Origin of the sequence: Bradyrhizobium sp. 186 (assembly GCF_023101685.1) — a bacterium.
In the GTDB taxonomy this organism is placed as follows: domain Bacteria; phylum Pseudomonadota; class Alphaproteobacteria; order Rhizobiales; family Xanthobacteraceae; genus Bradyrhizobium.
On sequence record NZ_CP082164.1, the window covers coordinates 7,941,913 to 7,961,152 of the forward strand.

At 58.6% G+C, this 19,240-nt stretch carries 12 protein-coding genes; 7 read left to right on the forward strand and 5 right to left on the reverse strand.

Annotated elements, in window-relative coordinates:
• Window positions 1-27 precede the first annotated feature (27 nt).
• The 3 genes from IVB18_RS38265 to IVB18_RS38275 all read left to right on the forward strand — a co-directional run bounded on the left by IVB18_RS38265 (window position 28) and on the right by IVB18_RS38275 (window position 2,750).
• Window positions 28-447, forward strand: a complete 420-nt coding sequence (locus tag IVB18_RS38265) for a hypothetical protein (protein ID WP_247985420.1) — start codon at window positions 28-30, stop codon at window positions 445-447.
• Between the two features lie 260 nt (window positions 448-707).
• Window positions 708-1,013: a hypothetical protein gene (locus IVB18_RS38270; protein WP_247985421.1), complete on the forward strand. Its 306-nt coding sequence runs from the start codon at window positions 708-710 to the stop codon at window positions 1,011-1,013.
• A gap of 576 nt (window positions 1,014-1,589) precedes the next feature.
• Entirely contained in the window at window positions 1,590-2,750 is a 1,161-nt protein-coding gene (locus tag IVB18_RS38275; RefSeq protein WP_247985422.1) for a glycosyltransferase family 2 protein, read from the forward strand.
• A gap of 50 nt (window positions 2,751-2,800) precedes the next feature.
• Here IVB18_RS38275 and IVB18_RS38280 read toward each other — a convergent pair whose 3' ends face one another.
• Both IVB18_RS38280 and IVB18_RS38285 read right to left on the reverse strand, forming a co-directional pair.
• Complete coding sequence (locus IVB18_RS38280) at window positions 2,801-3,286, reverse strand: DCC1-like thiol-disulfide oxidoreductase family protein (RefSeq protein WP_247991827.1); 486 nt, start codon at window positions 3,284-3,286, stop codon at window positions 2,801-2,803.
• Window positions 3,243-4,889 (reverse strand): hypothetical protein, encoded by a 1,647-nt coding sequence (locus IVB18_RS38285; RefSeq protein ID WP_247985423.1) that lies wholly within the window; start codon window positions 4,887-4,889, stop codon window positions 3,243-3,245. Before IVB18_RS38285 ends, IVB18_RS38280 begins: the two co-directional genes overlap by 44 nt.
• A 442-nt stretch (window positions 4,890-5,331) precedes the next feature.
• Between IVB18_RS38285 and IVB18_RS38290 the strand changes: the two genes are divergently transcribed.
• Window positions 5,332-6,801 carry a lipopolysaccharide biosynthesis protein gene (locus IVB18_RS38290; protein WP_256476578.1) on the forward strand — a complete coding sequence of 490 codons (1,470 nt, stop codon included), beginning with the start codon at window positions 5,332-5,334 and terminating at the stop codon, window positions 6,799-6,801.
• On the opposite strand, the gene IVB18_RS38295 is transcribed toward IVB18_RS38290, so the two are convergent.
• Window positions 6,788-12,028: an Ig-like domain-containing protein gene (locus IVB18_RS38295; RefSeq protein WP_247985425.1), complete on the reverse strand. Its 5,241-nt coding sequence runs from the start codon at window positions 12,026-12,028 to the stop codon at window positions 6,788-6,790. The genes IVB18_RS38290 and IVB18_RS38295 overlap by 14 nt on opposite strands.
• 1,033 nt (window positions 12,029-13,061) lie before the next feature.
• Here IVB18_RS38295 and IVB18_RS38300 point away from each other — a divergent pair.
• A complete protein-coding gene (locus IVB18_RS38300; protein WP_247985426.1) occupies window positions 13,062-14,060 on the forward strand; it encodes a glycosyltransferase family 2 protein in 999 nt (332 codons plus the stop codon).
• On the opposite strand, the gene IVB18_RS38305 is transcribed toward IVB18_RS38300, so the two are convergent.
• Window positions 14,049-15,245, reverse strand: coding sequence for a glycosyltransferase (locus tag IVB18_RS38305; protein ID WP_247985427.1), 1,197 nt, complete (start codon window positions 15,243-15,245; stop codon window positions 14,049-14,051). The two genes, IVB18_RS38300 and IVB18_RS38305, sit on opposite strands and share 12 nt — an antisense overlap.
• 108 nt (window positions 15,246-15,353) lie before the next feature.
• On the opposite strand from IVB18_RS38305, the gene IVB18_RS38310 reads away from it, so the two are divergent.
• Entirely contained in the window at window positions 15,354-16,403 is a 1,050-nt protein-coding gene (locus IVB18_RS38310; protein WP_247985428.1) for a glycosyltransferase, read from the forward strand.
• 64 nt (window positions 16,404-16,467) lie between these two features.
• Here the strand turns inward: IVB18_RS38310 and IVB18_RS38315 are convergent, their stop codons facing one another.
• Window positions 16,468-17,286, reverse strand: coding sequence for a glycosyltransferase family 25 protein (locus tag IVB18_RS38315; protein WP_247985429.1), 819 nt, complete (start codon window positions 17,284-17,286; stop codon window positions 16,468-16,470).
• 275 nt (window positions 17,287-17,561) lie between these two features.
• Here IVB18_RS38315 and IVB18_RS38320 point away from each other — a divergent pair, with 275 nt between their 5' ends.
• Window positions 17,562-19,232, forward strand: a complete 1,671-nt coding sequence (locus IVB18_RS38320) for a putative Ig domain-containing protein (RefSeq protein ID WP_247985430.1) — start codon at window positions 17,562-17,564, stop codon at window positions 19,230-19,232.
• Window positions 19,233-19,240: the final 8 nt, after the last annotated feature.

Below are 19,240 nucleotides of genomic sequence, written 5' to 3' on the forward strand. Positions count from 1 at the left end.
TAATTGTGAGAGCGCACGTATAGCTTGATGGCAGGGCTCCTTATCATATTTGTTCTGCTCGCGATTGGCTTCGCTGCCGGCTATGGCACGCGCGAGCTAATCTCGCGCAAGCGACACGCGGAGTACCTGCAATTACAGCCGTACATTTCGCCCGCGCTCAGACCCAAGCAATCATCTTCTGATGAACGCACCAGGACGCGACATGCCGCGTCTGAACCGCCAATGGCTGAAAGGCGACGGACGAACTACGACATCACGCGCTCGTTTCAAGACATATCCATTCACGACCGCAAGCCAGAAAACCCGGCGAGCCCTGCCGGCGGAAACTTGCATCTGGTCCAGGCTCATCGGCCTGAGCCGGACGCTGGATCTTTGCAGCCCGCGAACTTCGAACAGAGCCTCGAGGAGTTGGTCGCAATCCTGCAGCGCCGCAGGCAGGACGTCTAGGCCCTTTACTCCCGAGTCGGTTTGATCAGAAGTCTTTCGCCGTGTCTGCGTTTTGCAGCGTGGTAGTGCCGACGGCTTTAGGGATGCTGAGGATGTTCCTGGAAGGTGAAGCCGCTGCCCATTTTCGGCGAAAGTGGCACACTCACAAATTGACTAGCAGGCGCAGTTAGAAAGTGGTATCTTTTCAGCAGTTCTGTGGTTGAAATGCGACGATGCCCCGTGTCCAGGACATCCTTGGCGCACATGCAGGAGGGTGGATTTTGATCTTGCTGTTGATAGCAAGCCTGTTGATAGCAAGCGGCGTGGTGGGTTTTCTTTTGGGACGCACCTTTCGCGCGTTCGTCCTCATTCCCGCAACGATGCTAATCCTGGTTCCAGCGTGGTATTTGGGCACTGAGCAGGGTTTGGTGACTGGTGCGCTATCATTTGTCGTCAGCGCCGTGGTCATGCAGGTGGCGTATTTCGCGAGCCTGCTAACCAATCTGCTTCGCCAGAACCTCTCGCTGCTCGATCAAGTACAGTCGGAGGCATCCCCGCCGTTGCCTGAATCACGAGTCGCACTCTAATCAATCACTGGCGCGACAGTGGGCATGCATGCCGGGGATTTCGTCGCATTGCGACGTGCCCCCGGATAAGCCTCAAGCTCGTTTAGTCGCGCGTGCCACGGATGATATTTTCCACGTCGATAGAGCCGTCGGTCTGCCCGTCGACCGGTTCCATTGTGGTCCCGTCGGGATTTCCCAGTCGGTGCACCGCCGGTCATAGTCCGGCTTGCGAACACTTCGAAACCGTCAGCGGAAAGTCTGTCCCGCGCCACCTCAGCGCACGCCGCATTCCACACTGAACGCCACCTGGGCTCGATTTCCTCAATGAACTAATAGCATTATATCAGCAGTGACTCACGCTGTCGGGGATTGATGACAACGGCGAGGCGGATCTGGAACCGGCGCCTGTGAAATCCCCGGCCGATATTTCTCTATTGTGCAGAAGAAGCGCACAGATGGCCTTGCCAATGGGCTTATGAAATGCAGATCAATTCGCTGAAGATATGACTGCCGTCGATGGCACCTATCTTCGCCGTCTTTGTCGTGTCCTGTCTTAAGATTGCGCCAATGTGTGTTTGGTTGACTGGAGGATCCAAGATGGAACTGCTGGCGAGAGCAGCGGCACGCCGCAGTAGCGCACGGGACACACTGCAAGAGTCGACGGGCACAGACCAAACGGCTGTAACTCTCTCGATGCCAACACCATTGCGGCCGAAGCGGCCCGATCCGGTTGTTCACCGGATTGATACCCGGCCGCTCGATATCGGTGCCGATGAGATCGTGGCGGTCGGCAAATTCCGCAACGAGATGCTGCGACTACCCGATTTCCTGCGCCACCATCGTCGGCTAGGGATCGAACGTTTCCTCGCAATCGATGATCGTTCGGAAGATGGCACGCGAGAATTCCTGCTCGATCAGCCGGATATTCACGTGTTCGAGGTCCGCGAGCCGTTTGCAGAATCAAGTGGTGGCGCGCGTTGGACCAGCGCTGTGCTCGACCAATTCGCGCCGGGACGGTGGGTGCTGATGCTCGACGCCGACGAGCTCTTTGTCTATCCCGGCTACGAAACTTTTGACGTTCGACGGCTGTGCCGCTACCTGGAGAGCACCGGCGCGGATTGCATGACTGCGGAGATGGTCGATATGTATCCACGCTGGCTCGGCGGCCCGGAGCGCTATCATGCCGGTGAGAGCCTCGTCGCGTTCTGCCCCAACTTCGATTCAGATACCTATGTGAAGCGCCGTCGGCGCGGCTTTCCGACCAACTACCTGGTTGGTGGTGCGCGAGCGAGGCTGTTCTATGACGAGCCGATGCCGCCAAAGATTGCGCTTTACGACGCGCTCGTACAGTTGCTTGAGCCATACGGGCTGGCGCGGCTGCTGCCTGTAGTTAACATCACGCGCTGGCAACCACCGCTGCTGACTAAAGTGCCGCTCGCGCGCTGGTTGCCCGGCCGCCGCTATATCGCCGCCGGTCACCTGATGGCCCCACCCGGCAAGCCAGGCGACGTCACAGGGGTCCTGCTCCATTTCAAATTTCTCCACGACTTCACCGAGAAGGTCGCCATCGCGGTCCGCGAGGGGAATTACTACCTCGGATCGGTCGAGTATCAACGCTACGCGGAGCGGCTCGCACAGAATCGGTCATTCGAGCTCATCTATCCGAAAAGCCGGATCTACCAATCGTCGGACGATCTCGTCAGTTGCGGTCTGATGCGCCTCTCCCCGGCGTACGAGGCCGCGACGCGACAACCCTAACCCACCCCTTCCTGTACATAGGAGGCACGCTTGAGGCCTTCCTCCAATCGTCACCGGGCTCCATCGTTGTGCTTGATGTTTTCCTCGGAAAGACCGATCGGTACCCGCTGTTCTGGAACATTGATCTCACCGATCAGCTTGCGGCCGAGAAGCCGAAGGAGAAGCTTCCTTCCGCGCACCAGCGCCGGATAAAGTGCCCTTGCGAAGCGCGGCCGGGAGAACACGAGCCGATTAAGGCGGTTGAAGAAAGTCGCCTCACCGGCAAGGGTTGCCAGCAGATGCATTGCCTGGGCCCCATAGTAATGCTGCCCACGCCAGCGAACCACCATGCCCTCATTTAGATCGAGGTTGCGCGCGCGAATATCGCCTACGATTGGATGCTCCGAACGCGCGTCAATCAGGTGAACGCGCTGCCCACGCTCCCGCAACTGGTACAGCAGAACATAGCGGCTGCATAGCGGGCATTCGCCGTCGTAGACCACCCAGATCTCGTCATCGCCATGGGTCAATTCGATAGTCCGTTCGCTTCCGAACATCGCGCACAAGTTTGCCCTCCGCCAGGCCGAGGCATACTGAATCCACCACATAGTGATAGGCGACAATATCGTCCATGGTCAGCTTGTTGAATTCGCCGTACAGCCATGGATTAGCGAGCATGTGGTGCGGATAGGCATAGAAGCTGTTGTTGTCCTTGACCCAGGGATAGACATGGAAAAAACGATCCGTCTCGCGGACCAATTTTTCCACGGCCTCCATGGCTACCCCTGTGTCCTGACGCGGAAGGATCTCTGGGCCGCAGGTGGTCGCGTCGTGCCAAGTCGCAAGATCGTGGTTGTTGCCGCCAATGCGAGCCCGAAAGTGGTTCTCGGGGATGTACATGGTTCCGGTTCCGATCATGTACGAATAGATGCCGAAATAGGTCGATGGTGCGAGAATCTGGCGACCATCCCGGGTCTCGACAAAGAACCGCGGGCTTGCCAGCTTCGGCCCATCCAGCCATCCGAGGAAGTTGGTGTAGAAGAAGAATCGGCCGCATATGACGGTCACGACCATCACCACCTTCATCGCCGGGGTGAATCCATCGCGCGGCAGCGTGCGTACCGCGGCAACGATGAACAGGTTGACCGCAATCCAGAAGAAGAACAGCGCCCCGAGCGTGAAGTACACGCCGACGTGAAAGACGTCGAATAGCAGGCAGAAGAACGACAACGCGCGCGTCGAGACGGCAGCCAGCGGCGACAGGAGCTGCGCGCCCAGCACAAAGACGTTGAAGAGCAGCTGATTACTGACGATCGCGTCCCAGATCGTCTGCAAAGCGCCCGGCCACAGGCCGAGCGGGGCGTCGCCACGTTCGAGCCCCATCAGGATCGAGGTCTGTGTGGGATTTGCGAGCAGCCAGGTCCATGGCTTCTCGCAACCAGCCTGCAGCTTTGTGATTCCCGACCAGAAATAGCTGCCGAGATGCGCCCCGACGGCGCACGCCCAGATCAAGCCATAAGTGCGATCGCGAAGCTGCTTCACATTATCTGCGGAAGCGAACAGAGTTCGCAGCCACGGCACGCGATCCATCGCCCAGGCGTTGGTGAGGACGATCGTGCCGAGCACGCCAAGGACGGCGAAGTTACCGATATCGAGCATGCCGAGATAATCGGTCTCGGTCACGAAGATGCCGGACACGACGCTCACCATTTCGCGCCACGCATGGTAGTAGTAGAGCAGCGGCAGTAGAAATGAGGGACGCCAAATCGCAGCCCCGCCTGCCACAACCGCAAGCACCGCGCCGTAGCGGAAGAACATAATCTTCTCGCCGGAGCCGAACAGGATATTGGCGGGACCGGCGAAGGGCCCCAATGAATCGAACAGCAACTGCACGAAGATCGCCATTCCGATCGCGAAGGCGGTGATCCGCAATGGCGGCGAGATGTCCCGGTAACGAACCGAACTGAAGGCGATCGCGCCGGCGAAAGCCGCGCAAACCAGCACTAGCGCGTAAATATCGGACCAGCGCGCGAGATGCGTGACGGCGCGCCGCGAAACCGCGGAGAGAATGACGGCTATTGCAAGGAGGAGGAGAGGTCCCGCGAGTGAGGAAACACCAGACCGGGTTCCTTGCTGTGATGCGACGGTATAGAATGCCATCCTTTGTCTCGGAACCCGGAACCTGCGCAATTGCAATCGATCGAAGCTTATCGGATCACTTCCGCCGCGCAAACATCGCGCGGGCAGGCTTGGCCTTCCGCGGGTGGCAGTGCTCACAAAATCATCGCGCGGGAACCTGAGCACCGCGAATTGAAATGTGACGAACTGCGGGCATTGATGTGACCGCGCGTCTCTTTCGTTGCCAGCGGCGCACTTAAAGCAGTTGTTCATGATCAGATTTGGGCATCCTTAAAATACGCAAACGACAAACGCTTTCAGAGCCTGCTCACCCCGCACGGCTCGATCGTGTCTTCCGTTCGTACCAGAGCCAAGCTAAAAACCTGCGACGGTTTAATCCATCGTCATTGACCGGCCGACGGCTTTTGCTGCCGCCAGATGCAAGGCCGAGCAAGAGCCGTTCGATATCGCCGGGTGAGCTCGTTTGGACAGAGATAGCAAGTCACGGGTCGCAACGAACATCCTGATAACAGGCGGGTCGCAAGCCTGGAAACTCTGCGCCGGCTTTCTCTTGACCATCGTCGCGACGCGAAATCTCGCAGCGTCCGACTTCGGCCTGCTTGCGATGTCTGCGACAACAGCAACGTTCCTCGGGCTCTTCAAGGACCTCGGAGTTGGACAGGCCATCGTTCAGCGCCCGGACATCGCCAAAGGCCAGCTCGATGCGCTGTTCTGGCTGTCGGTGCTCGCCTCAGCGGCATCTGCTCTCGTTCTTGCGTTGAGCGCATATCCTATTGCTCTGCTCTACAATGAGCCCAGGCTCGAGCAACTCACCCTCGCAATTGCCGGGCTCAGCTTCATTGCGGGCCTTCCAGCAGTTCCCGCCGCGCTGCTTGCCAGAGAGAGCCGGTTCAAGGCCTTGGCCATCCTGGATGTCATAGCGACAACCGCTTCCGTAGCGTCAGGGATCATCGCCGTGATCATCTTGAGAGATTATTGGGCGCTTTACCTGTCCACACTCGTTCTGACGCTCTTTTCGACAGTCGGGATCTGGGCCTGTTCGGGCTATCGTCCTGGATATCCCCACTTGGACAAAGAGGCTCGCCATATGGCGCGATTTGGCCTGCACGTATCCGGGTTCAATCTGGTCAACTATTTCTCGAGAAACGCGGACAATATTCTCATCGGAAAATTCCGGGGCGGCGAAGAGCTCGGCCTATATGATCGCGCCTATAAGCTGTTGTTGTTTCCGATCATTCAACTGCACAACCCCATCGGCCAGGTGATTGTCCCTCTTCTTTCGCGGCTTCGTTTCGACAAGGAGGAATATCTGAGCACCTACGATGATGCCCTTTCCATGGTCATGCTTGCATGTCAGCCGGGCGTTGTCTTCGCCATCCTGCTCTCGAAGCCGCTCTTCAGATTTGTCCTTGGAGAGCATTGGGTGGGTGCAGCCCCGATTTTTTCGTGGCTTGGCCTCGCGGGCTTAATCCAGGTCGCGACCGCGACGGCAGCCTGGCTGTTTCTCAGTCAAGGCCGTGGCCAGGAGTACTTCAGGCTTGGCATTTGGACCGCCCTGATCAACGTGACCTCATTCGTTATCGGCCTCCCCTGGGGCGCCCTCGGGATTGCCATGGCGTATACACTGGTGAACTGCGCCATCGTGTTGCCGCTTTACGCGATATCGATCGGTCGCACCGGCCCCGTGACAGCGTGGAGCTTGATCGAAACGACTGGCCCGCATTGGATCGGTTGTCTCGTCGCAGCGGCCATCACCAGAATTTCGACCATCTCGTTGCTGGATGGAAATTCTCCGGCTGAGCTGGCTGCACTGCTGGCGCTTGCCTATGCGTCATATCTCATGGCCATCACCTTCTTCGCGCAAAAAAGGAGACTCGCGAAACGCGTGTTGCGCAACGCTTATCGGAAGGCAAAGACCTTCAGCGAAGGATGAAGTTGTGCAACTCCGCCAGATGGGCATCGATCGGGGCCGCCGCGTGAACGAGGTCGACCTGATGAAGGCCGAGGTCGGCATCTGGGCGACTGGTCTCCACGAGGGGCGCTGACCTGAGCAATTCATGGGACGTCTCGTTGACGAATTCATAGGCGCCCTTCGAGGTGGCAGATTGCTCGAAAACAAATCCTTCGTTTCCCACGCGCGCCGCGGTTACGGCCGGAGCGGCCGCAGGAGGCTGCGACGCCGGAACCGGCGCGAAATCAAAGCTGGCTTTCGGAGGATCGATCACCAGCGTGCCGCCTTTTCCGTCGTTTGAGATATTGAACGTCGATTTCGTGTAGTCACCGACCAACGAAATCTGTGCGGTGTGATTTTGAGCATCGACCACGGTCAACACGCCACCGGCCGTGTTGCCGGAAAACGATGCCGACGTTCCCGATCCGTAAGCGATGTCCTTCAGATCGATATGGTTGGAATTGGCAGCGGTGCCGTCACCCGCCAGACCGATCAGCGTTCCCGTAAATTGCGCCGCATGGTCCAGCACCAGATTGCCTGTCGACGCTTTGAAAGTGATCGACCCGGAAGCCGCACCGGACAATTCAAGTGTAGCGCCGGCGTCGATCGTTGCGGCCTGCGTCATCTTGTCCAGGTTCAATACGACATTTCCGGAAATCTTGAGAGTGGTCGATGACGTATTGATGACGCCATCGCCGTTGAGGTCCTGATAAAAAGTCGTCTCGACCGCCTTAAGAGTCGGGTCGGTCGGGGACACCTTGTTCAGAAGGTTCGATAAATAGTTGCCATTGGCGTCCGTGGTCCACACACAGAGTTCGCCGGTGGCCGGAATCTTCCAGGCCACGTCATAACCGCTGGACGTCTGCTCCACGCCTACCGGCGTCCATACGCCGAATTGTCCGGACACAACCGCGACACCACCAGATTTCAAGCTCGGCCCAGTGCCGCTGGCCATCGAGTCGAGCAAATAATTCTTGCCGACCAGAACCAGGCTAGTCGAGCCGGACGCCTCGATCGTCGTGCCTGAAACCGGCTGGGACGCTGGTGGAAGACCAATCACACCATCCCCGTTGAGATCCTGGTGGAAGAGCGTTTCGCTTGATTCAAGAGCCGAGTCGGTGCCGGATACCTTGTTCAGGTAATTGGATAGGTAGTTGCCGTTGCTGTCGGCATTCCATATCGCAAATTGGCCGGTGGAAGGAATCTTCCAGGCGACAAGGTAGCCGCTCGATGATGCTTCCGCACCCACCGGCACCCATGAGCCCTGCTGCCCCGCGACAACCGCCGCTCCGCCATTCTTTAGCAGAACCGATGAACCGCCAGTCGACAGATAGAAGTAGCTTCCCACTTGGGTGAGCGTTGTCATACCGGCCGCTTCAATCACCGTACCGACTGTCGGGCTGAAGGCGTTCGAGAGCGCACTCAAATTGCCAGCCACATCAGTTGTGGTCGCGGTGAACTTATGTAGACCTTGCGCAAGCGACCCGGTCGTGATGTTCCAGGCGCCATTGGTCCCCGACACGCCTGTGCCGAGCAAGCTCGAACCTTCGTACAATTTCACCGAGCTTCCGGCTTCCGCGGTACCGGAAATGATCATGCTGTTCGAAGCCGCGGGTGCGCCCGATACGATGGTCGGCGCAATTGGTGCAACCGTATCCGTCGTTACGTTCAAAGCAGCCGAGGGCGCGCTCAGATTGCCGGCGGCATCCGCGGCCTTGGCCGTAAAGACGTGGCTGCCGTCCGCCAGGGTTCCCGTCGCAAATGACCAGGCTCCATTGGCATCGGCGCCTGTGGTTCCGATCAGCGTCGCACCGTCGAAGATCTGCACCGTGCCTCCTGCCTCAGCAGTCCCGCCCAGATTTACATGATTGACGTTGGTGACACCGTCGTCAGCAATATTGCTGTCGGGCGAGAACGACGTGACAGTGGGGACGGTCGGGGCAACCGTGTCGATCGTGATGTCTACACTGGCTGAGCGCGCAGTGATATTGCCCGCGCCGTCCGTTGCGGCAGCCGCGAACGCATGGCTCCCATCGATCAGTGTTCCCGTAGCATAGCTCCACGTGCCATTGTTGTCGGCGATCGCCGTGCCGATCTGATTTTCTCCGTCGAACACCTCGACGGTCAGACCTGCCTGCGCGTGGCCTGTCAGGATCAGGTGATTTGAGTTGGTAAGGCCGGACGCGATCGAACCGTTGTCATTGGTGACCGAGATCGTCGGCACGTTGATAGGCGTCGTGGCAATCGGCACATTCGTCGCGGACACGAATGAATAGTCGGCCGATGTCAAGCTGGTGATGCTTGCAATGCGCAGCGTATCTGCTCCACCCGCGTAGTGAACGGTCCACACGTCGTTCACATGGGTCAAATAGGCGCCGCTGTCATAGCCTTTCAGGATCAGCTTGTCGTGTTCGGCAGTCGCGCCCGTGAAGACGTGGAAATCCGCGATCGTATCGTTGCCGCTGCCTGCATTGTAAATGAACGTATCGTTCCCGGCTCCTCCGGAGAGCCAGTCATTCCCGCCGGCGCCATCGAGGATGTCGTCACCGCTCGAGCCCACCATGCGGTTTGCCATTTGGTTGCCGACGCCGGTGAGCCCGCCCATCAACAGCGTCAGATTTTCGACATTGGCCGGCAGCGTGTACGATGTCCATGCCTCCACGCTGTCGATACCGCCGCCCGCATTCTCGACTATCTTCTGGTTCGCGCTGCCGATGACATAGGTATCGTCGCCTTTCCAGCCTACGAGCGTGTCGTCAATATTCACCGCCGTGAGCTTGTCGTTCGCCGCGGTGCCGTAGACCATGCGGCTGCTCGCTTTTCCGCTGATCCAGGACGTAATTGTCCCGCCGACAGGGAGCGTTGCGGGCAACTGGAAATCGTCGCTGCTGAACGCCGAGATCGTCGTGTTGCGGAACACCAGCGTATCCTGGCTCGTCAGCTTCAGATATACGTCGCCCCCGACCTGGCTCATCGCCGCCTGCACGTCGGCGAATGAGGTGAAGGCAAAGCCGTTCAACTGCACAACGTCGTGTCCGGCGCCCGATCCCGGCGAGAAGTCGGTGATGATGTCAGAACCGTCGCCAGAGTTGACTACGAAGGTATCCGCGCCGCCGCCGCCGGTCAGAATATCATTACCGAGTCCGCCGGTGATAACGTTCGCCGCGGAATTTCCGATGATGATGTTGGACTGGATATTGCCGGTGGCGTTGATTGCCACCGAGCCGGTGAGCGTCAAATTCTCGACGTAGCTGGAAAGCGCGTACGTCACCGAGGAGCGCACCGTATCGACGCCTCCGCCATAGGCCTCGACAACCTTCGCAGTCGAATCGGTCACCACGTAGGTATCGTCGCCGGCGCCGCCGGTCATGGTATCGGCGCCTCCGGCGCCACCGATCAGATCATTGCCGGAAGTGCCGGTCAGCGTATCCGCAGCCGCGCTTCCCGCGATCGTGTTGGTCGGGGTGCCGCTCGTGAGAAGAGCGTAGTTGGCAAGCGTGTACTCCGGCAACTGATAGGCCTTGATCGAATCGATGGTCATCGTCGCCGTCGATCCTGGAGCGGCGTTGCCCGGCCAGCTCCCGCCCATCGCGAGATTGGCGATCATGTACATCGCCGTATTCATGTCGGCGGGTGTGGCCTGCTGTGCGACCTCCTTCCCGTCCACGAAAAACGTCAGGTCGTAAGGCGTCCATTTGAGCGCAAATGTGTGTTCTCCGGTGGTCAGGTTGGCTGTATTTGCCCAACCGCCATTCGTCGCGGGCGCGTACGGTGAGTGAATGGCCCAGTGGGCCTGGCTAGGATCCTGACCAAAGGCTTCGAGAACATCGATCTCGGTATTGAGATTATTGGCAGTGCTGGGCAACAGCCAAAACGCCGGCCACGCGCCGGTTGTGCTGGGTAGCGTGGCCGTCATCTCGAAATAGCCGTAGGTCTGGGTAAAGCTGTTCTGGCTCGAGATCATGCCCGACGAGAAAATGGCATTGCCTGTATAAGGCGTGGCGCTCGCAGGCAAGGGCTGCGCCGTGATGACAAGATGGCCGTCCTGAATCGAGAACGGATTAAGCCCAAGCGACGTTGATGCCTGAGTTGTCGGCAGCCCTGAAAAGCTGGGATCGACATACACCTCCTGTTCGCCGGCTAGCCCGTAGCCTGCTGCTCCGCTCCAGGCATAGCTTGTGCGCCACGTCAGGCTGGGATCCTGCCCCGCGGAGAGCGCGTTGAAGTCGTCGTTGAAGGTCTGGACCAGTCCGGTCGGGGGACTGACGATGTTTACATTTGCGGGCGTGAGATCCTGGAGGCTGGTGTTCTCGAGCCTAATGGTTTCGCCGCCGGCGATCGTCAGCACAAGGTCGGTGCCGACCTGCTTCATGGCCGCCGTGACATCGGCGAAGGTCTTGAAGCCCGTGTTGTTGAGTTGCAGGATGTCCCCGCCGGCGCCCGCCTGAAAGTCGGTGACGATGTCGTTTCCGTTGCCCGCGGCTACGACAAAGGTGTCGCGACCGGCTCCACCGGTCAGCACATCATTGCCCCGACCGCCGTCGATCATGTTGTCGCCGGCGTTGCCGATAATGATGTTGTTGAGATCGTTGCCGGTGGCCGGAGACGGAACGCTATCCGTCAGGATCAGGTTCTCGACGTTCGGCGCATTGACGAGGCTGTATCCATTGATGTTCCAGACACGGATCGTATCGATACCCTCTCCGGGCTGCTCGACGACCTTGGTGTTGTGGTCGTAGACGTAGTAGGTGTCATCCCCGGCTCCGCCGATAAGGATAACGCCCGTGCCGCCGGCCTCTATGCCGTCATTTGTTGCTCCGGTCGTCAGCGTGCCACCTGCGGGGACAGTGCCCGCCCAGTTCCACGCCGTACCGCTTGCCGGCAACGGATTGTCCAGCGCGACATTGTCTGCGACCAAAGCCGAAAGCGCGACATTCTGCAGTGTAAGGGTTTCGGTCGAGGACAGAGTTACGACTATATCGGAGCCCACTTGCGTGGCTGCGGCCAGGAATTTGGCGAACGTCGCAAAGCCGTAATTCTGCACCCGCAACACATCGCCGCCTGCCCCCGCCTGAAAGTCAGTGACAGTGTCGGAGCCATACCCTTTCGAGATGACGAACGTGTCCGCCCCTGCTCCTCCGGTCAGAACATCGTTTCCGGTGCCGCCAAACAGGATGTCTGCACCGGCGGTGCCGCTGATTACGGTCATGGTGATTGCTTGCTCCCTTTGTACGTCAGCCAACGACAACCGCGTTCAAAACGGCCTTACGGATTCGAAACAATTTGAAGCATGAAGAGGAATTCAGTGACAGCTTCAAGACCGCGCATCGCTCAAGGGCATCGTAAGAATACGGGGCATCGTTTGAGGTCAGCGCGTTCCGCAGCAAAGAGACTTCAACCAGACGAGCCGCCGCGTCGTTCCAATGCGCGAGATCCTCTCCCGGAACCAGATAGGGAGCCGGAACTCGGTGGCGGTTCCAAAGCATTCGGCTGCATCGCGTTCGGACTCGAGATGATGAGTAACAAGGGTGTTGTGCAGATGCAGGCTGCAGCGGTCACGGCACGGCGACGTTGCTGCGAACTATTGTCCCGTTGTGGGTTCGCCCGCGGGATAGAACTGTGCTTGATGCGCTTCTGACAGAACCTGCCCAGTCGACGATTTCGCCAGGGCAGTCCATTCATATAGACCGGGCTTGCAAGGACCGTATGTCCGGATCCTCCCAGATGGCAAAATGCCATTAGCGGGAACCGGGACGTCCTGGCCTCCCATTTCCCGAGCGCCTTGCGCCAGCGTGAGTGACATCAACGTGGCACCCGCAGGAACGTTGCGCAGACGGATCTCGGGATTTGGGAAGAGCGTGACGCAGCCCTGCGCCCCGTGCCATGAAAAGTCCAGCGTCATCGGATCAGCCGATGCAGGATGAGATACGGCAAGCAATGAGGCGAAGACGGCAACGGCAACTCTCACTTATAGCTCCCATTCGAGTTCGCTTCCGATCTTCAGGCGATCGGCTACACAGCAGATACGCAAAATAGATCGCCGGTTTTAAGGCACCTCAGTCGTCATACTCGCTCATTTTGATACCCGCTCATTTTGCCGAAGGCACCAAGAGACCAAGTCAAGAGGTCACGAGTTGGCCATTGTTTTGGCCGACTATTGCGTGTCCCTTGGCGTGCATCAACAAATCGCGTTCCCGCGCCTGCCAACGGATTGAACAAAAGACGCAAGTGGCAGCTAAACCGTGTCTAGAAAAGTCCTGATCGTCATACCGGTCTTGAACGAGGCGTCCCACATCGAGACGGTTGTCCGTAACCTGGCCCGGGACAGTCTCCTCGAAGACCGCACAATAGTGGTTGCAGATGGTGGCAGCACGGATGGGACGCCTGACATTGTCCGCGCTCTCGCCAGAGAGATTGACGGCGTCAATTTGCTGCATAATCCCAAGCGGCTACAGAGCGCCGGCGTCAATCTGGCCGTCCAGGTCTACGGTGCGGACGCGCAGGCCCTGGTGCGGTGTGACGCCCATTGCGAATATCCGGCACATTATGTTTCGAGCCTCCTCAAGACTCTGGACGAGCGCAAAGCCGATTCGGTCGTGGTCCCCATGGACTCGCGTGGTGACGGCTGTCTGCAAAAGGCCGTCGCCTGGGTCTCGGATACAAAGGTTGGCTCGGGCGGATCGGCACATCGCGGCGGAAAGCAAAGCGGCTTTGTCGATCACGGACATCATGCAGCGATGACTATCGATGCTTTCCGCAGGGCCGGTGGTTACGATGAAACCTTCACTCACAATGAAGATGCAGAGTTTGACTGCAGGCTGCGTGCAATCGGCGGCCGGATATTTCTGGATTCGGACATCCGCCTTTCATATCGACCCCGGTCGGGTTTTCTGAGCCTGGCGAAGCAATACTTCAACTACGGCCGCGGTCGGTCGAGAACCGTGAGGCGGCATCCCGGATCGTTGCGACTTCGTCAGTTCCTGGTGCCCACTCATGTTGCGCTGACGGTTTGCGCCATCCTGCTGTCTCCAGTGGCGCCAGCGCTGTTGGCATTGCCGGCGGCCTATCTGGCGATCCTGGCACTGACCGCAATGATGATTGCAGGAAAGCATCGCTCAATCTGCGGACTGCTTGCCCTGCCTGCCGCTGTCGTGATGCATTTCGCCTGGGCGCTGGGCTTTTTCTGGGGCATCCTGTCGATCCGCCAGACCACCTGGCAGATGACCCCTTCAGTTTCGTGAAGCCTCAAGAACCTGGGCGCTGGCATCTGCGCCCACACGCTGGCCCGCCTTCGCATAGGCGGACTCGGTCAGGCGTGCAATCGAGGTCCACGTCGGCACGGAGTCGCGCAGATCCAGCATTCCTTGACTCTTGGAGTTTCGATAATCAGGATCGCTGATCAAGCGCTCGAGCGACCGGCACAATGCGACGGGATCATCTGGAGGAACGAGCGTCCCTTCTGCCTGATCGCTCAGCCATTCCGAAAACGTTCCAAGGTTCGACGCGACAATCGGACGTCCCGCTGCGATCGCCAGCATCAGCACACCCGACGCGTCGATATCCCGGTACGGAAAAGCCAGGATGTCCGCGCGCGCGACCAGCGAAGTGACTTCATCTTCCGGAACGAAACGCAAGTCGAATTCGACATGCTCTTCGAGCTGCAGATCCTTCACCATCGCAAACAGCGGCTCCATCGGCATTTCCGGCCAGCCCACGACCTTCACCACGCCACGCCTCCTGACCTCTCGAGGAAGCAGCGCAAGCGCGCGAAGCATGACGTCTACGCCCTTGTAGGGCTTTATCTTGCCGAACAGGAGTATTTGAACGCGCCCGCCCCCGGCCGAAGGCTCGTCGGCCGGTCGGGCGATATGATCCGTCAGCAATCCGTGCGCGATAACGGATATCTTCTCGTTCGGGATACCGACGCCCAATAGGCGATCGCGTGCAACGGTCGTATGAACGATAAGATGGTCGAAGCAATGCAGAATCTTGAGCGCGCCAATCCGCTGTATCCGCGAGCTCGGATTGTTGTTGAACGGATTCGAGTCATGAACGGTCAGCACAGTTGGCGCGACCTTTCTGAACTTGGGAACGAACTGGCTGTCAACGATCGCCAGAGGCGCCCACTGGAAATGGATCACATCGGGCGGCGCTCTCCTGAAGCGCCTGATCAGCCGAGCCATTGATTCAGCGTGACTGAGACCCTTCAGTCCCAGCTGCACGTTGCGCGGAAGTTTCTTGAAAAAGCGCGACTGCATCCCAGGATAAAAATGCCGGTCAAGAAACCGCACTTCGTCGACGGACGGCTTCTGCCCAAGCTGGCGCCCGACAATGCTGGCTGCATGCCCAATATCGGTCAATCCTTTGGCTAATTTAAGATCATACGGCCAGGTAAACAGTGACGGATCGATCAGAGCGATTTTCATGCGATTGTCTCACCAACCATGCTTGCGGACCGTGAAATTACTTCTGGCTCATCAACGCATGGATTGATAGCCTTCGATGACACTGGCGGATTTCCTGAGCGACACACGTTGAAGATTAGCATCGTCATAACAGTCTACAATTACGAACGGTATGTCGGATTGGCAATCGACAGCGCGTTGAATCAGACGCGCCCAGCGGATGAAATCGTTGTCGTCGACGATGGCTCGATCGACGGTTCCCGTCAGATCATCGCCGGGTATGGTGACAGGATTCGAGCCATATTTCAGGCAAATCAAGGCAACATCGCAGCATTCGAAGTTGGGTATCGCGAAGCGACAGGCGATGTGCTGCTGTTCCTCGATGCGGACGATATCCTGATGCCGACAGCAGTGGAAAATGTCGTCGCACACTGGCGCGAGGGTCTCTCGAAAGTTCAATTCAATCTGGAACTCATCGACGGCGCTGGCACGCCTCTTGGACGCCCATTTTGTGCGTTTCCGACGTCGTATACGTCACAGGACGTGCATGCAGAATTTATCCGGTCAGGAACGTACATCTGGCCGGTCATGTCGGGAAATGCGTATTCCAGAGAGTTTCTTCGTCAGGTCATCCCTCTCAATCCGCCCGTCGGATACGATGGCGCTCTCAACTCGATTGCGCCTCTTTACGGGGACGTCGTCACGGTGCAGGCGACCTTGGGGCAATATCGGCTCCATGGTCGAAATATCAGCCGGAACGACGCGAAGGGCCGCGCGCAGCGCTTTCCCGATTTCCCTAGGCAAATCGGGTTTCGCGTCGCCGAGTTCGATATCCTGAAGGCGCATTGCGACAGGAAGTCGGTACATGTGCAATCGGCAAGGCCAATCGATAACGAGATCGTCTTTATCAACTATCGCCTAGCGTCCCGAAAATTGGGACTGAGATATGTCGCCCAGGAGACGGACACATCGAGTTCGCTTCTGCGTCGCGGCATATGGCTGGCTCTGACCGAGACGACACAATGGCGGACCGCCGCCTCTCATATCGTCTGGTTCACTGCGTTATTCTTGAGTCCTTCCTGGTTTGCATACCGGCTGATCATGCTCCGGTTCAATAGGGCAGAACTCCTGAGGCCGCTCCTGAGGTTCGGCAGCGTTATCCGACGCAAGCACGCCTGAATGCGCGATGGCGCAAAGGCAACCCGGCTCGTCAGATCCTCGTCGCACGCCCTTCAGGCATCAATCACAGGCTTTCGATCCTGCGAATTGTCCCCGGCATTGGCCCGTAAAGACTGGTTACGCCGGCAAGGCGGGCGCGAATCCGCCTGTCGGACTGGCGAAGGCGAATATTTTCCGACAAGCGCAGAACGTATTCCTTCGATTTCCACGCAAACCACGCCGCCCTGTCAAGCGCAGTAGGCTCGCGGAGCGACTCCGCCGCTTTTGCAATCGACGATGGCAGCGTCAGCTCAAGGCACGGAAATGGAAACAAGCCATAGTTGTACAGCCCATTTGTCCAGAAGCGATCCATCTCCCAGTCGACTGGCCGATGGATCGTCGTCACGCTGTCGATGAATCGACGTGCTGCGCGGCTGGAGATCAAATAGGCCTGCGTTCCCATTGGCGCGCGCTCAAACCGCACCAATTCCCGCTGATCCAGCCAGGCCACGTGCTTGCACGGCGCCATGTGTCGCCCATACAGCCGGAGATAACCGATCTCGGCAGCCTTGCAGATATCCGGAAGCGATCGAAAGCTGAATCCGGTATCGAGAACGACGTCGTCTTCCACCACAAGTGTCCATGAATCGTCGGTGTCCGATGCCCCCAGTTGCGCCATGACGCTCATATGGCTCGCTGCGCAGCCGATCTCGGCTCGTGAAAGGCCCCTGCCCCAAAAGCGAATGGCCAGCGCTTCATCATATTGCGGGAGCCCCGTGGCTGGCACACGCAAGGCATCAAAGAAGGTCCACGGAATACCAAGCGAATCCAGATTTGCACTCGCGCGCTCGCGGCGCTGGGAACCGGCCAAACTAATCGCCACAACTCTGAGATTGCTGCCCATTGATTAGTCAGTCCTGCGCTGTCAACTTGGAACCGCATTGCACATGATCTCGAAAGAATTAGCGCGAACTTGTCTCTGCTGACAAGGAGGAGGCAAGCGCCCAGGCTGCCATGCTCGCGACGATGTTTCACATTGTTATCCCCGTCACCACGAAATCTGCGGCTATACGCTGAAATGGTCCGCATTCGGACGCCTTGGTGCGAACCGAAGGTTCCACACTTGCGAGTGAATGTGTACGCCGCGAAGATCATGACGGTCAGGCAAGAGAGGCGTGGATGCCATCAAAGCGTCGAATCAACGGCACCATGGCAGCACTATTCGTCGCATCGTTGGTTGTTGCTGGCTCAGCACTTTATCTAGGCCTGAGCAACGATGGTGTGCGACAGCGCCTGCGATCCATCACGCCCTTCAAGCGAAGCAGCCAGATCGTCGGTGGCGCCGTCGTCGGCCAGAATGGCAGCGGGTTGTATGCGGGCTATACGCTGTCCTGGGGTGACGATTTCGACACCCTCGATATCGTTGGTCCGGCAAACCCTCGCGGCAAGTTCTTCCCGACTGGCGCCTATCATCCAGGCATCCGCGGCAATACCACGTCGCTAGGGACAGCCTTTGATGCCGACCCGCTAACGACAGGTTACAAAGACCGTAACCGCGGCGTCGCGGTCGACTTCGACAACATGTGGGTTTCCAGTTCGGTGCTGCGGCTCGGGGCGCGCAAGGCAACAGTGCGCGAGCAGGCATTCCTTACACCGACCGACCGGTCCATCAACGGAGGCGTCCGCCCGCACCTCTCCGCGATGATCCATACGGCCGGGGCATTTGCATACTACCCGACCACCAATGCCGTCATCATCGAGATACGTGCTCGGTTCAGCTCCAGGCTTACAAATCCGGCTGGCTTTCATCCAGCATTCTGGACCTATTCCGTCACACCCGTGCTCAATCCAACCGGCAACGAGTGGGATCTGGAGTGCAACTCTCAAGGGATGCACTTCAGCAATATCGTCCACACGTCGAGGGCAATCTCGACCGACAACAGCGCCGGACCGTTCGACTATATGGACGATACGTTCCACGTCTTCAGCTTCGTCTTTCGAAACGGCGGAAGCACCCAGCTTTACGTCGATGGTGCCCTTCGATCCCAGTTTATTGGCGTGGACTCCAATACCAAGAATATGCCGTCATTTGTGCTGCTGACGTCACACATATTCAACAATACGTTCGCGGGCGAGGCGTATGACGCCGCGGCGTGGGCCGGCTCGGCGACCGCGGTCTATCTCGATGTGGACTGGATCCGCGGCTGGCGGATGGCAGGCGTCGCGCATTGGAAGCCGCTGGTTTCGGTCGAAGACCTTAATGTCGATTATGACGGCAGCGGCAAGGTCGTGCTCCCGAGCGCCAAGGCCCTGTGGGGTGATGCAAGCGTCACCGAATTCGTCCAGGTCGTACCCTACGACAGCTCCGAACCGGGCATGGCGGAGCAGACGACGTTTACGCAGTTCCCGGCAGGAATTTCGTACGACGCGGCCTCGCGCACGGTCAGGGCGGACTTCACCGCCGGCACGGGCAATGCCGGGCGGTCTCACGTGGTCGTCTATGGCTACAAGCCCGATGGCTCGACGATGGAACCCCTGCGATTTTCCATCAATCGCGGCCCACGAATGACGACCGGCCCCCTTTCGGCCGCCGCGGGCGACCGCTACCGCCACGATATCTATGGGGAGTGCGACGCCGGCGTCATGACGCCGAAGATCCTGTCCGTTAAAGGACTACCGCAGGGTCTCTCCTTTGACGCTTCCACTGGACTCATCACCGGCGCACCAACGGCAACAGGGGTCAGCACCCCGACAATCTCCTGCACAAACAACGCGGGCCAGACAACAACGAGGGCGACCACATTCACCGTCGATGCGCACAATCCGGCGGGCCGCTTGGACGGAAGATGATGCTAGAC

What these genes read in the sequence shown, in the direction of transcription:
- IVB18_RS38320 (WP_247985430.1), top strand. Translation starts at nt 17,562, where the DNA reads ATGCCATCAAAGCGTCGAATCAACGGCACCATGGCAGCACTATTCGTC.
- IVB18_RS38275 (WP_247985422.1), top strand. Translation starts at nt 1,590, where the DNA reads ATGGAACTGCTGGCGAGAGCAGCGGCACGCCGCAGTAGCGCACGGGAC.
- IVB18_RS38305 (WP_247985427.1), bottom strand. Translation starts at nt 15,245, where the DNA reads ATGAAAATCGCTCTGATCGATCCGTCACTGTTTACCTGGCCGTATGAT.
- IVB18_RS38285 (WP_247985423.1), bottom strand. Translation starts at nt 4,889, where the DNA reads ATGGCATTCTATACCGTCGCATCACAGCAAGGAACCCGGTCTGGTGTT.
- IVB18_RS38280 (WP_247991827.1), bottom strand. Translation starts at nt 3,286, where the DNA reads ATGTTCGGAAGCGAACGGACTATCGAATTGACCCATGGCGATGACGAG.
- IVB18_RS38295 (WP_247985425.1), bottom strand. Translation starts at nt 12,028, where the DNA reads ATGACCGTAATCAGCGGCACCGCCGGTGCAGACATCCTGTTTGGCGGC.
- IVB18_RS38265 (WP_247985420.1), top strand. Translation starts at nt 28, where the DNA reads ATGGCAGGGCTCCTTATCATATTTGTTCTGCTCGCGATTGGCTTCGCT.
- IVB18_RS38315 (WP_247985429.1), bottom strand. Translation starts at nt 17,286, where the DNA reads ATGGGCAGCAATCTCAGAGTTGTGGCGATTAGTTTGGCCGGTTCCCAG.